Annotated in this window: 8 protein-coding genes; all 8 read left to right on the forward strand. The window is 69.8% G+C overall.

All coding sequences use genetic code 11. The features are described 5' to 3' along the window. The first annotated feature begins 18 nt into the window (after positions 1 to 18). The 8 genes from HF024_RS08265 (at position 19) to murA (ending at position 14,012) form a co-directional block, all read left to right on the forward strand. Positions 19 to 5,235, forward strand: coding sequence for an Ig-like domain-containing protein (locus HF024_RS08265; protein ID WP_168689252.1), 5,217 nt, complete (start codon positions 19 to 21; stop codon positions 5,233 to 5,235). A 17-nt stretch (positions 5,236 to 5,252) separates the two neighbouring features. Continuing rightward, entirely contained in the window at positions 5,253 to 6,221 is a 969-nt protein-coding gene (locus HF024_RS08270) for a MoxR family ATPase (protein ID WP_085370331.1), read from the forward strand. Beyond that, positions 6,221 to 7,540: a DUF58 domain-containing protein gene (locus tag HF024_RS08275; RefSeq protein ID WP_085370333.1), complete on the forward strand. Its 1,320-nt coding sequence runs from the start codon at positions 6,221 to 6,223 to the stop codon at positions 7,538 to 7,540. Before HF024_RS08270 ends, HF024_RS08275 begins: the two co-directional genes overlap by 1 nt. Next, positions 7,537 to 9,897 carry a transglutaminase-like domain-containing protein gene (locus HF024_RS08280; protein ID WP_168689253.1) on the forward strand — a complete coding sequence of 787 codons (2,361 nt, stop codon included), beginning with the start codon at positions 7,537 to 7,539 and terminating at the stop codon, positions 9,895 to 9,897. The genes HF024_RS08275 and HF024_RS08280 overlap by 4 nt, the downstream gene beginning before the upstream one ends. A gap of 18 nt (positions 9,898 to 9,915) precedes the next feature. Then, complete coding sequence (locus HF024_RS08285) at positions 9,916 to 10,401, forward strand: FHA domain-containing protein (protein ID WP_168689254.1); 486 nt, start codon at positions 9,916 to 9,918, stop codon at positions 10,399 to 10,401. 154 nt (positions 10,402 to 10,555) lie between these two features. Beyond that, entirely contained in the window at positions 10,556 to 12,046 is a 1,491-nt protein-coding gene (gene leuC / locus HF024_RS08290) for a 3-isopropylmalate dehydratase large subunit (RefSeq protein ID WP_168689255.1), read from the forward strand. Beyond that, positions 12,046 to 12,645, forward strand: coding sequence for a 3-isopropylmalate dehydratase small subunit (leuD, locus tag HF024_RS08295; RefSeq protein ID WP_085370339.1), 600 nt, complete (start codon positions 12,046 to 12,048; stop codon positions 12,643 to 12,645). Before leuC ends, leuD begins: the two co-directional genes overlap by 1 nt. Continuing rightward, on the forward strand, positions 12,642 to 14,012 hold the full coding sequence (murA, locus tag HF024_RS08300) for a UDP-N-acetylglucosamine 1-carboxyvinyltransferase (protein WP_085370341.1): 1,371 nt from the start codon (positions 12,642 to 12,644) through the stop codon (positions 14,010 to 14,012). Before leuD ends, murA begins: the two co-directional genes overlap by 4 nt. The last annotated feature ends 51 nt before the right edge of the window (positions 14,013 to 14,063 follow it).

A 14,063-nucleotide genomic window follows, 5' to 3' on the forward strand; every position in this document is an offset into this window, starting at 1 on the left:
TCCGTCACCGCTCTCGCCGTGGTCGCGGGAGTCCCGCTGACCATTGCCGTGCTCCACAACGGCTTCCCGGTGAACGCCGTCGACCTCGACACCCGCGACGTCTGGGTGACCAACGGCGACAAGCTGATGGGCGGGCGTCTCAACCACCAGATCAACGAACTGGATGCAGCGGTCACCGGAGCGAGCTCCGACCTCGACGTCCTCCAGGACGGCTCCGCGTACTTCCTCACCGACGCACCGCACGGCACGGTCGACAAGATCGACCCGGCGTTCGTCTCGCTCGGCGGCCGCATCCAGATCCCGGAGAAGTCCCAGCTCGGCTACGGAGGGAACACGCTCTCCGTGCTCTCGCCGGCCGGGCAGCTCTGGGTGCTCGACGCGAGCGGCCGACTCGACTTCGATAAGACGAAGACCAGGCCGACGGCCAAGGTCGGCCAGGATGCGCAGCTCGTCGTGACCAAGTCGGGCACCACCTTCGTGGTGGCGCCGAGCGGCAAGAAGCTCTACACCGTCGAGCACCCAGGAGCGGAGCCGACGACGGCGTCGTTCCCTGTTCCCGGACGGTTCCAGCTCTCCGCCGTCGGTGACCGGCCCGTCGTGCTCGACACGCAGGGCAACCGCCTCGTCACGGCAGACGGGAAGACGGTCGACCTGCCCGCCAAGGGCCTGAAGCTGCAGCAGCCGAGCGCCGACGACCCGTCCGCGCTGGTCGCGACGGCGTCGAGCCTGCTCAGCGTCCCGCTCGGTGGGGGAACCGTCGTCGCGCATCCCGCCGGTGCGACGGCAGCCGGGGGAACGGCCGCGGTCTCCGCGCCCGTGCGCCTCGGCAGCTGCTCGTACGGCGCGTGGGCGGGCTCCGCCCGCTACCTCTACGCCTGCGACGGCAAGAAGGACATCGGCGTCGACATCGACCAGCCGGTGAAGGGTGACGACCTCGAGTTCCGGGTCAACCATGGCGTGATCGCCCTCAACAACCTCCGGGACGGCAACGCCTGGGTGGTCTCCTCCAACATGCGCCTCGTGCAGAACTGGGCGCAGCTGAAACCGAACGAGACCACCGTGCAGGGCGACACCGGCGAGGAGAAGCCGGTGCTGCAGTCGTTCTCCGACACCCTCGCGCAGCGCACGAAGGTGAACAGGCCGCCGACCGCCGTTCCGGATGCGTTCGGCGTGCGCCCCGGCCGCTCAACCGTGCTTCCCGTGCTCGCCAACGACACGGACCCGGACGGCGACGTGCTCACGATCTCGGACGTGTCCGCCATCCCGGCCGCGCAGGGCACCCTCGAACTGGTCGAGGGCGGGCGCGCCATCCAGTTCACCCCCGGCGACGGACTGAGCGGCACCATCTCGTTCCGGTACACGGTCGACGACGGGCGAGGCGGCACCTCCTCGACGCAGGTGGATGCGACCCTGCACCAGCCGGCGCAGAACGCCGCCCCCGCCTCCACGAGGGCGAGCACGGCGCAGGCCGAGGTCGGCCAGTCCGTGAAGTACGACGTCCTCAACGACTGGCTCGACCCGGACGGCGACGACCTCTCGCTCGTGTCCGCGGCGGCCACCACCGAGGACGATGTCCAGTTCAAGCCGAACGGCGAGGTGACCTTCACCAGCAAGACCGGGCAGACCGGCTCGAAGGAGGTCAAGGTCACCGTCTCGGACGGCAAGAAGAGCACGACGGGTAGCCTGCTCATCACGGTCAAGCCCGCCGGATCGCTCGACCCCGTCGCCGTGCCCGACTTCGGCGGCGGGTTCACCGGGAAGCCGGTGGTCGTGCATCCACTGGACAACGACCAGTCGCCGTCCGGGCAGCCGCTCAGCCTGGTGGGCGCCTCGATCGACGGTCAGGCGGCCGCCGACGTGACCACGGACGCCGCGCGCGGCACCGTCACCCTGCTCAGCAACGCGCCCGGCGAGTTCTACGTGACGTACACCCTGGGGGCCGGGCCGAAGTCGACCACCGGGCTGATCCGGGTCAACGTGGTCGCCGACGGCGGCTCGGACGCCCCGCCCGTCGCCGTCACGGACACCGCATACGTGCGCCCGGGCGAGCCGACCTCGGTCAGCGTGCTCGACAACGACGTGTCCCCGTCCGGGCGGGTGCTCGTCGTCCGGTCGGTCACCGCGGCCAAGGGAGCAGGCGATCTCAACGTCGAGGTGCTCGACAACGCGATCGTCAAGATCACGGCGCCGACCGTGCTCGCCGAGCAGGTGCAGCTGGTCTACACCGTCTCGGACGGCATCCACGAGGCGAAGGCGGGCATCACCGTCGTCCCGGTTCCTCCGCTGGTCACCCACCAGCCGCCGATCGCCGTCGACGACACGGTGACGGTGCGCGCCGGCGACATCGCGACTGTTCCGGTGATGGACAACGACTACTCGCCGGACAACGCTCCGTTCTCGCTCGACCCCGCTCTCCGCGATGACGCGGCGGCGGGCAAGGGTGCCACCGCGTTCGTCAGCGGCAAGACCGTGCGATACCAGGCGCCGACCCAGCCCGGCCAGTACAGCGTCGTCTACGGCGTGACGGACAAGCTCGGCCAGAAGGCCCAGGCCACGGTGAGCTTCGTGGTCACGGCTCCGGACAAGGGCTCCGACAAGGCGCCGCGCCCGCAGCCGCTCACGATCAGGGCGTTCGCCGGATCGACCGTGCCGGTGGACGTGCCGCTCGACGGCATCGACCCGGACGGCGACTCGGTCACGCTCGCCGGGCTCGGAACGCAGCCGACCCTCGGCCGCATCTCCGACAGCTCGAGCACGTCCTTCACCTACGAGGCGTACCCGGACTCGGCGGGCACGGACACGTTCACCTACCAGGTCAAGGACACCTACGGGAAGACGGCGACCGGCACGGTCAGCATCGGCGTCATCCCGCGGCCGACCTCCGTGCAGTCGCCGATCGCCGGGAACGACCCGGTGCAGGTGAAGCCGGGACGCACCGTCTCCGTCCCGGTGCTCGACAACGACTCCGACCCCAACGGATACACCATCGCCGTGCAGAAGAAGCTGCTGCAGGTGGATGCGGGCCTCAAGGCCTCCGTGCACGGCAAGGTGGTCCTCGTCACCGCCCCGAAGACCGAGGGCGCGTACATCGTCCGCTACCAGATCAGCAACGGCCAGGGCGGTGTCGCGAGCGCCTTCATCCAGGTGACCGTCACCCCGAACGCCAAGGAGCAGTACCCGTCGGCGGTCGACCACCTGATCGAACCGGATGCTGTCGCCAACAAGGACAGCGTGAAGGTGGATGCGCTGGCCGGGGCGACCAACCCGTCCGGCCTCGTCGAAGACCTCACGGTCGCGGTCACCGGCCCGAACGCGGGAGCGGCCGAGGTGGGTGCCGGCGGCGCGATCACCGTGCATCCCGCGGCCAAGCGGCTCGCCATCGCCTACCAGGTGAAGGATCCGGTGACCGGCCTCACCGGCGACGCGTTTATCATCGTGCCGCCGAAGGGCGACGCCACGGCCCCTCCGAGCATCGCGAAGTCGCTGCCGCAGCAGATCGTCGAGATGGGCGGGAGCAAGACCTGGAAGCTGTCGGACATCCTGGATGTGCCGTCCGGCAGGGCGGTCAAGCTCACCGGAGCGAGCGGGGTCAGCGCGACCAACAGCACGGGCGCCTCGTCGTACGGCGACGAGCAGACGCTCCGCTTCACCGCGGCGAAGGACTACCGGGGTCCGGCGGCGATCACGTTCAAGGTCAACGACGGACGGGATGCTGGCCAGACGACCGACCGCATCACGACGCTGGTGCTGCCGATCACCGTCGGCAGTCCCGACCAGTCGGATGTCGCGCCGACCTTCACGTCGCCGAGCGAGAAGATCGAACCGGGGGAGGCTCCGCTGACGATCGACCTCCGCGCGTCGAGCTTCCACCCGAACCCGGCGATCCTGGCGAAGCTCACGTACTCGAACCCGCAGTGGGCGAACAAGCAGATCCAGGTGGGGCTGAACGGCTCGTCGCTGTCCCTGTCCGCGCCCCTCGGCGTGCAGCCCGGGCAGTCGACGACGGTCGCAGTGACGATCAGTTCGGGGACGCACACGATCGCGGGCACCGTCAACGTGCAGGTGGTGAGCTCCAACCGGCCGGTCGCCAGCCAGAAGAACCCGCCGCAGACTCAAGAGCTGCAGCGCGGGAAGTCGGTGACCTTGAGCGGCGCCGCGAGCGACTCGGCCTGGGTGAACCCGTTCCCCGGGCATCCGCTCACCATCACCGATGCCAAGGCCGGCAGCGCTCCGTCCGGGGTGACGGTGACGTACACCGGGTCGTCGATCACGGTGAGCGCGGCCTCCGGTGCGGCGATCGGCGCCGTCAACATCGTCTACCACGTGCAGGATGCGACGAAGGACCCGAAGCGCACGGCCGCGGCCGTCGGGCAGTACCGCGTGACCGTCCACGACGTTCCGGACAAGCCGGGTGCCCCCAGCAACGCCAAGGCGAGCGACGGGCAGGCGACGGTCGACATCGCCGCCCCAGCGAACAACGGGAAGCCGATCGACCAGTACGAGGTGCGCGGCGGCCCGAAGGCCGTGACCACGAGCTCGATCGGCCAGGTGACCATCGGCGGGCTGACCAACGGCACGGCGTACTCGTTCACCGTGAGGGCGCACAACGCGGACGGGTGGAGCCAGCAGTCGGCGCCGAGCGCGTCCGTCACGCCGTACGGGACCCCGCAGGCGGTCAGCGGCGCGACGATCAGCGCCGACCAGTATGCGCCGAGCGACCTGCGGCTGAGCTGGAACGGTCTGTCCGACCCCTCCGGCACGGGCGGCGGTTCGGTGACGTACCAGTGGCGGCTCAACGGCGGAGCGTGGAACAACACCTCGGGAACGACCGCGACGGTGTCGAACCAGGGCGTCGGCGACTACTCGTTCCAGGTGCGCGCCGTCAACGACCACAGCAACAAGACCGGTGGCGCTGACACCTCCAACACGGTCTCCGTGGCGAAGAAGCCGGACCCCCAGCCGTCGATCGACCTCTCCCAGGGCGACCTGGAACCCGGATATGCGCACAGCTTCACCTACGACGTGACGCTCAACCACTTCGGCGCGAACACGCGGTACACGATGAACTTCTACTGCAACGGCGGAAAGCTCACCAGTGAGTCGATCACCACCAACGGCAGTGGATACGCGCACTACCGAGGTGCGCCGAACGGGCTGCACGCGTACTGCGGATACAAGGGTGCGTACGTGACGGCAGGCGGCGTGCAGAGCAGCGTTCAGGACTGGTCCCCGTAAAGAATGGATGGAACACCGTGGCAGTAACGCAGGAACAGGCAGACTGGTTCGCCGGCGCCTTCTCCCAGCTGGTGGCGAACGTCGACAAGGCGATCCTCGGCAAGGAGCACAGCATCCGGCTCGTCATCACGGCGATGCTCTCCGGAGGGCACGTGCTGCTCGAGGACGTGCCTGGCACGGGGAAGACCGTGCTGGCGAAGGCGCTCGCGAACACCATCGAGGGGACGCAGTCGCGCATCCAGTTCACGCCGGACCTGCTGCCGTCCGACGTGACGGGCGTGACGATCTACGACCAGAGCAACGGCCGGTTCGAGTTCCACCCCGGCCCGATCTTCGCCTCGGTCGTGCTCGCGGACGAGATCAACAGGGCGAGCCCGAAGACCCAGTCCGCCCTACTCGAGGTGATGGAGGAGGGCGTCGTCACGGTCGACGGCGTCGGGCATCCCGTCGGGGCGCCGTTCGTGGTGATCGCCACGCAGAACCCGGTGGAGCAGGCGGGAACGTACTCGCTGCCGGAGGCGCAGCTCGACCGCTTCCTGATCAAGACGTCGCTCGGCTACCCGGACCACGAGACCACGGTGAACCTGCTGCTCGACTCCTCGAACCGCTCGCGGGCGGCGGGCGTGCGGCCGATCATCGCCTCGGACTCCGTGACGGCGCTCGCGCAGCTCGCCTCCGACGTGCACACCGACGCGGCGGTGATGGGCTACCTGAGTGAGATCGTCTCGGCGACCCGCGCCGACAAGGACTCCGCCCTCGGCGTCAGCATCCGCGGCGCCCTCGCGCTCGCCCGTGCGGCCAAGACCTGGGCGATCTCGGCCGGGCGCACGTACGTGACACCCGACGACGTCCGGGAGCTCGCCCTCCCTGTGCTCGCGCACCGCGTGATCGTCGACCCGGAGTCCGAGTTCGCCGGCGTGACGGCCGAGGACATCGTGTCGCGCGCCATCGCCGAAGCCACCCCGCCCGCCTACCGAGCGGCCTGATGACGACGGACACCCCAGCACCCACCGGGCGCCGCAGACGGGCGCGCCCGCTGTCCCAGGCCGGTATCGCGGCCGGGCAGCTGGGCGACGCTGTGCGCGGCACGTTCGGTGCGCTCGGCCGCCGCATCCATCCGGCCTGGCGGGCCGTCACCGGATGGCTGGCGCCGGTGCTCGGGGTGGTGAGCACGTTCGGCTGGATCGTGCTCGGGGGAGCCGCGGTCTCCCTGCTGCTGCTCCTGCTGCTCGGCTGGGCGGAGTTCGCCTTCCTCGGGGCGACGCTGTTCGCGGCCTTTCTGATCGCGGTCGGCTTCGTGTTCGGCCGCTCCACCTACGACGTGGCGATCGAGCTGAACCCGCGCCGCGTGGTGGCGGGCGACAGAGCACTCGGCCGCATGGTCGTGCGGAACTCGGGATCGAAGCCGGTGCTGCCGACCAGGATGGAGCTGCCCGTCGGAGCCGGCGTCGCCGAGTTCATGGTGCCGAGGCTCGCCGCCGGGGAGGAGAGCGAGGAGCTGTTCGCCGTCCCGACCGCGCGCCGCGCCCTGATCCTCGCCGGTCCTGCGCTCTCCGTCCGCGGCGACCAGCTCGGGCTGCTGCGCCGCACCACGGAGTGGACGGAGCAGGTCGAGCTGTTCGTGCACCCGAAGACGACTAGGCTCGCCGCCACCGCCCGCGGGCTGGTGCGCGACCTCGAGGGTCAGACCACCAAGGTCATCACCGACAGCGACCTCGCCTTCCACGCGCTGCGCACCTACGAGCCGGGCGACGACATCCGCAACGTGCACTGGCGCACGTCGGCGCGCACCGGCCAGCTGATGGTGCGGCAGTATCAGGAGACGCGCCGGTCGCAGCTCCTGCTGGTGTTCGACGCCGAGCGCTCGCACTTCGCCGACGATGACGAGTTCGAGCTGGGCGTCTCCGTGCTCGCCTCCATCGGCTGCCAGGTGATCCGCGAGGAGACGGAGATCGATGCGGTGTGGCAGCAGAAGGCGATGCGCGTCGAGACGCCGACGGCTCTGCTCGACGACTCGTGCCGCATCCAGCCGGTCGACGGGATGCACGACAGCCTGCGCGACTTCGTCCGCCGGTCGACCATGCGCCTGGCCTCCCCGAGCCTGGTCGTCATGGTGGTCGGCTCGCAGCTCGACCCCGCGCAGATCCGGGCGGCGGCGAGCCTCTACGGCACGGACACCGAGACCGTCGGCGTGCGCGTCGACGTCGCGGGCGAGCCGCGGCTGAGCAGGCTCGGCGGCATGATGCTCGCGACCGTCTCGACCCTGAGCGAACTTCCGGCCCTGCTGAAGAGGGCAGGCCGATGACGCGCACGACGACCATCGACCGGCTTTCGGCGACGACCTGGATCGACGTCGCCGTCGTCGTGGTGCTGAGCGCCATCGCCGTGCTCGGCTTCGAGCCGGCGTTCGGCCACTTCTCCTTCGTCACGGCGGCATTCGGCGGCCTGGTCGTCGGAACAGCCGCCGCGGTGCTCTGCCGGCTCTTCCGGCTGTCCGTGCCGCTCACCGTCGCCGTCGCTCTCGCTGCGTACTTCCTGTTCGGCACGCCGCTCGCGATGCCGGGCTCCGCCACCCTGGGCGTCCTCCCGTCGCTCGACAGCCTGTCCGGCCTCGTCATCGGCGCGGTGTTCGGCTGGAGCGACGCCGTCACCCTGCAGGCGCCGCTGGAAGCGCCGCCGTACGTCGCCGTCGTGCCGTACGTCGCCGGCTGGCTGGTGACCCTGGTGTCCGTCTCGCTCGCCGTGCGCTGGCTGCCGCGCGCGAGGGCGCGCGGGGGACGCGGCGTCGGCCGCGCCGCCGTGCTCGTGGCCGGCCCGCTCGCCCTGTTCGTCGCCGGCATCCTGCTGGGGACCGTGGATGCGTACCTCGCCGCCGTTCGCGGCGTCGCGTTCGCGGCCATCACGCTCCTCTGGCTCGCCTGGCGGCGGGCACGCTCCGCCGCCGTCGAGGTCGTCGCCGACCCCGGACTGCGCCGCCGCAGGATCGTCGGGGTCGGGTCCGTGGTGCTCGGAGCCGTGGTGGTCGGCGCGCTGGCCGGCTCGGCGCTCGCGCCGCCCCCCGCATCCCGGTTCGTGCTGCGCCAGGAGGTCACGCCGCCGTTCGACCCCCTCGACTACCCGAGCCCGCTCGCCGGGTTCCGCCAGTACACGAAGGATCTGCAGAAGACCGAGCTGTTCACGGTCGACGGCCTGACCTCCGGCCAGGTCATCCGGCTCGCCACGATGGACAGCTACGACGGCGTGGTCTGGACGCTCACCGACCCGAAGGACAGCCCGGATGCGTCCGGCAGCTTCGAACTCCTCGGCAGCACGATCCCGGAGCCCCGGCTGTTCACCCCGGGCTCGACGAGCACCGCGACCATCGACATCCAGGAGTACTCGGACGTCTGGCTGCCGACGGTCGGCTACCTGACCAAGCTCGGCTTCGACGCGTATCAGGGCACGGACCCGTCCACGACGGTCCGCGTCAACACCGCGACCGGCACGACCGCCGTGACCAGCGGGGTGAAGGACGGCCTCCGCTACAGCGTCGACGCCACCGCGCAGAAGATCCCGAGCGACAAGGCGCTCGCCAAGGTCGCCCCGGCCAGGCTCGAACTGCCTCCCGTCACCAACGTGCCGGACATCGTGTCCGCGAAGGCGGAGGAGTACGCGGGGTCGGCGACCACGGCCATCCAGAAGCTGCGGAACCTGGAGCGCTCGCTCAAGACGCTCGGCTACCTCAGCCACGGCCGCGCCTCCGATCCTGTTCCGTCGCGGGCAGGGGAGGGCGCGGACAGGATGACCGACCTGTTCGCCAAATCGCCGATGGTCGGCGACCAGGAGCAGTACTCCAGCGCGTTCGCCCTGATGGCCAGGCGCCTCGGCTACCCGACGAGGGTCGTGATGGGCTTCGCCCCGAAGGTGGTCGACGGCAAGCCGACGACGGTCACCGGCAACGATGTGACGGCGTGGGACGAGGTCGCGTTCGACGGCGTGGGCTGGGTGCCGTTCTTCCCGACGCCCACCAAGACGGACGCGCCCAAGAACCAGACCACCAAGCCGAAGCTCGAACCGCAGCCGCAGGTGCGCCAGCCTCCGCCCGCCGACCCCAAGGCACAGGACCTGCTCACCCCGGTGAAGACGAAGGACAACGAGCGCAAGAAGTCGGCGACCGGCTTCGCGATCCCCGCGTGGGCGTGGGTGGTCGGCGGCATCGTGGTCATTCCGCTGGTGCTGTACTTCGTGCCGCTGCTCATCGTCGCCGCCCTCAAACGGCGCAGGCGCAGGCGCAGGCTGACGACCGGACCGCCCGACCGCCGGGCGGCGGGCGCGTGGGACGAGCTCGCCGACGGCTACGACGAGCTCGGCCTCAGCGTGCCGCGCAACGCGACCAGGCTGCAGGCCGCCGCCGCGCTCGAAGCGCAGAGCGGAGAGCAGAACCTGCGCGTGCCGCAGGGCGGCCTCGCCACGCTGGCCCGCGACGTCGACGCCGCCGTGTTCGACGGCTCGGAGGTCAGCACGGACAGAGTGGATGCGGTCTGGCGCGCCTCCGACGCCGCCATCGGCGACGCGCGCTCGTCCGCGGGCGGGCTGCGGTCGCGCCTGGCCGCGTTCCGCTACCGCCGCGCGGCGAAGGACGGCAGGGGGAAGGGCAGCAGGGGGAAGAAGGGCAGCGCGTAGCTCCCCTATAGTGGCTGCGTGGATTCGCCCGACTTCATCGTGCCGCCGCCGCACCTCATCCCACCCCGTCACGACACGGGGACGGAGACGGTGCGGGTGCCGTCGCGCGAGCGTTCGCTCCCGGTGTTCGCTCCGCCCGCCGCCGCCCAGGCTCCGACCGCGGCGGCGCCTGCCCGCCAGTGGCGGCTGCTGCTGCCGGGCGGCCGCGCCGTGCCTGTCACGGGCACCGTGCTGGTCGGCAGGAACCCGGTGACGTTCGGGGCGTGGACGGACGCCGAACTGGTCGCCGTCGACGACCCGGCCGCGAGCGTCTCGAAGACGCACGCCGCCTTCGAGGCGCACGGCGACACGCTGACGGTGACGGACGCGCACTCGACCAACGGCGTCGTCGTCGTGGCGGACGGGAAGCGGGAACGCGAGCTGACGCCGGGGGAGCCTGCGCCGCTCGCGCACGGCGAGACCGTGCACCTCGGCCGGTACGCGGTGCGCGTCGAGCTCGCCTGACGGAAGCACCCGCCATCCGGTGATAACCTGACAACGTGTTTCACGGTCTGCTCCTCCTTAGCTGCCGCGACGAGTCCTAGATCCTTCAGGCCTCCCTCGTCGCGGAGTTCGTCGTCGGCTGATCCGGAAGCAAGCTAAGGAGTTCTTGAGCATCATGAGTACCGATTCCGAACGTGGACTGACTCTCGCAGAGAAGGTCTGGCGTGACCACCTGGTCGTCAAGGGCGAAGACGGTTCGCCCGACCTGATCTACATCGACCTGCACCTCGTGCACGAGGTGACCAGCCCGCAGGCCTTCGACGGCCTCCGGATGGCAGGGCGCCCGGTGCGCCGGCCCGATCTCACCATCGCCACGGAAGACCACAACACCCCGACCATCGGCATCGACAAGCCGATCGCCGACCTCACCAGCCGCACCCAGATCGAGACGCTCCGCAAGAACGCCGAGGAGTTCGGCGTCCGGCTGCACTCGCTCGGCGACCTGGAGCAGGGCATCGTGCACGTCGTCGGACCGCAGCTCGGGCTCACCATGCCCGGCATCACGGTGGTCTGCGGAGACTCGCACACCTCGACCCACGGCGCGTTCGGCGCGATGGCGTTCGGCATCGGCACCAGCGAGGTCGAGCACGTCATGGCGACGCAGACGCTGCCGCTGAAGGCGTTCAAGACGATGGCGATCACCGTCGAGGGCGACCTGCGCCCCGGCGTGACGGCCAAAGACATCATCCTGGCGGTCATCGCCAAGATCGGCACCGGCGGCGGGCAGGGCTACGTGCTCGAATACCGCGGCAGTGCCATCCGCGCGCTCTCGATGGAGGGCAGGATGACCATCTGCAACATGTCGATCGAGGCCGGCGCCCGGGCGGGGATGGTCGCGCCGGACGAGACGACGTACGCCTACCTCAAGGGCCGCCCGCACGCGCCGTCCGGCCAGGACTGGGACGACGCCGTCGCGTACTGGGAGACGCTCGCCACCGACGACGACGCCGTCTTCGACGCCGAGGTCTACCTCGACGCCGCGGAGATCGAGCCGTTCGTCACCTGGGGCACCAACCCCGGCCAGGGCGTCTCGCTCAGCCAGAACGTGCCAGACCCCGCGACCATCGAGGATGCCAACCAGCGCGCCGCGGCCGAGCGGGCCCTGGAGTATATGGATCTCGCAGCGGGCACGCCGATGAAGAGCATCCCGGTGGATGCGGTCTTCATGGGCTCCTGCACCAACAGCCGCATCGAAGACCTCCGCGCCTTCGCCTCCGTCATCAAGGGTCGCAAGAAGGCCGACGGCGTGCGCGTCATGGTCGTGCCTGGCAGCGCCCGCGTGCGCATCGAGGCCGAGGCGGAGGGCATCGACAAGATCGTCGAGGAGTTCGGCGCGGAGTGGCGGTTCGCCGGGTGCTCAATGTGCCTCGGCATGAACCCGGACCAGCTCGCTCCCGGCGAGCGCTGCGCATCCACCTCCAACCGCAACTTCGAGGGCAGGCAGGGCAAGGGAGGGCGCACCCACCTGGTGTCCCCGCTGGTCGCCGCAGCGACCGCGATCCGCGGGACGCTGTCCAGCCCGTGGGACCTCGAGCACGACGATGGTGACGACACGCCGGGCCGTGACGGCTCGGATACGCGCGCAGGAGAGAAGGTGGGCGCCTGATGGAAAAGATCTCAACGATCGAGGGCGTCGCCGTCCCGTTCCGCCGCTCCAACGTCGACACCGACCAGATCATCCCCGCGGTGTTCCTCAAGCGCGTCACCAAGACGGGCTTCGACGACGCGCTGTTCCACGCCTGGCGGCAGGATCCTGAGTTCATTCTCAACCAGCCCGCATACCAGGGAGCGCGCGTCCTGATCGCCGGGGCAGACTTCGGCACGGGCTCGTCGCGCGAGCACGCCGTCTGGGCGCTGCGCGACTACGGCTTCGCGGCCGTGCTCAGCCCCCGGTTCGCCGACATCTTCCGTGGCAACGCCGGCAAGCAGGGACTGCTCGCCGGGCAGATCACGGAGGAGGACGCCGAGCGTCTCTGGCAGGCCATCGAGGCCCAGCCGGGAATAGCCGCGACGGTGGATCTGGTTGCCAAGACTGCGAGCGTCGGTGAAGTCCAGGTGTCTTTCGACATCGACGATTACACTAGGTGGCGTTTGCTCGAAGGGTTGGACGACATCGCTCTGACCCTGCGCGACGAGGCGCGCATTTCAGAATACGAAGCCCGCCGCGAGAGCTGGCGGCCCAAAACGTTACCGGTGAAACTTTGAACTCACTTCTTCAGGACGCTCAGGCAGCAGGAGCGCGCGTCGGCCTCAAGGGCGACCGCATCACGATCAACGGGGGCATCCCGCTCCGCGGCAGGATCGAGCTGAAGGGCGCGAAGAACCTCGTCACCAAGGCGATGGTCGCCGCCCTCCTGGGTGAGGGTCCGAGCGTGCTGCGCGACGTCCCGGACATCAGCGATGTCCGGGTCGTGCGCGGCCTGCTCGAGATCCACGGCGTCAAGGTCACCGACGGAACGGACGAGGGCGAACTGCTCCTCGACCCGAGCGCCGTCGAGTCCGCCCACATGGCGGACATCGACGCGCACGCCGGCTCCAGCCGCATCCCGATCCTGTTCTGCGGGCCGCTGCTGCACCGCCTCGGCGAGGCGTTCATCCCCGACCTCGGCGGCTGCCGCATCGGCGACCGCCCGATCGACTACCACCTCGAAGTGCTGCGCAAGTTCGGCGCCATCGTCGACAAGCTGCCCACCGGCATCAGGATGACCGCCCCGAACGGCCTGCACGGAGCCAAGCTCGAGCTGCCGTACCCGAGCGTCGGCGCCACGGAGCAGGTGCTGCTCACGGCCGTCCGTGCCGAGGGCATCACCGAGCTCAAGGGTGCTGCGATCGAGCCGGAGATCATGGATCTCATCAACATCCTGCAGAAGATGGGTGCGATCATCACGGTCGACACCGACCGCGTCATCCGCATCGAGGGCGTCAAGAAGCTCGTCGGATACAGCCACACCGCGCTGTTCGACCGCAACGAGGCAGCCAGCTGGGCCGCCGCGGCGCTCGCCACTGGCGGGGACATCTACGTCGGCGGAGCCCGCCAGCCGGAGATGCTCACCTTCCTCAACGTCTTCCGCAAGGTCGGCGGCGCGTTCGAGATCCACGACGACGGCATCCGGTTCTTCCACCCGGGAGGCGAGCTCAAGCCCGTCGTCATCGAGACGGACGTGCACCCCGGCTTCATGACCGACTGGCAGCAGCCGCTCGTCATCGCCCTCACCAAGGCGAAGGGCGTCTCGATCGTCCACGAGACCGTGTACGAGCAGCGCTTCGGCTTCGTCGACGCCCTGATCGACATGGGTGCGAAGATCCAGATCCACAAGGAGTGCCTCGGCGGGCACCCGTGCCGCTTCGGTCAGCGCAACTTCAACCACTCGGCGGTCATCATGGGACCGACCGACCTGAAGGGTGCGGACATCGAGGTTCCCGACCTGCGCGGAGGCTTCAGCCACCTGATCGCCGCGCTCACGGCCGAGGGACGCTCGACCGTCAGCAACGTCGGGATCATCAGCCGCGGCTACGAGAACTTCATCACCAAGCTGCAGCTGCTGGGAGCCGACTTCGTTCTCGAAGGATAATGGAGGGGTGTCCCGACCCTCTTCAGAGCAGAACCCGGCAACCGATCGACC

This window comes from Leifsonia sp. PS1209, from assembly GCF_012317045.1.
Taxonomy (GTDB): domain Bacteria; phylum Actinomycetota; class Actinomycetes; order Actinomycetales; family Microbacteriaceae; genus Leifsonia.

What these genes read in the sequence shown, in the direction of transcription:
- HF024_RS08275 (WP_085370333.1), top strand. Translation starts at nt 6,221, where the DNA reads ATGACGACGGACACCCCAGCACCCACCGGGCGCCGCAGACGGGCGCGC.
- leuC (WP_168689255.1), top strand. Translation starts at nt 10,556, where the DNA reads ATGAGTACCGATTCCGAACGTGGACTGACTCTCGCAGAGAAGGTCTGG.
- leuD (WP_085370339.1), top strand. Translation starts at nt 12,046, where the DNA reads ATGGAAAAGATCTCAACGATCGAGGGCGTCGCCGTCCCGTTCCGCCGC.
- HF024_RS08280 (WP_168689253.1), top strand. Translation starts at nt 7,537, where the DNA reads ATGACGCGCACGACGACCATCGACCGGCTTTCGGCGACGACCTGGATC.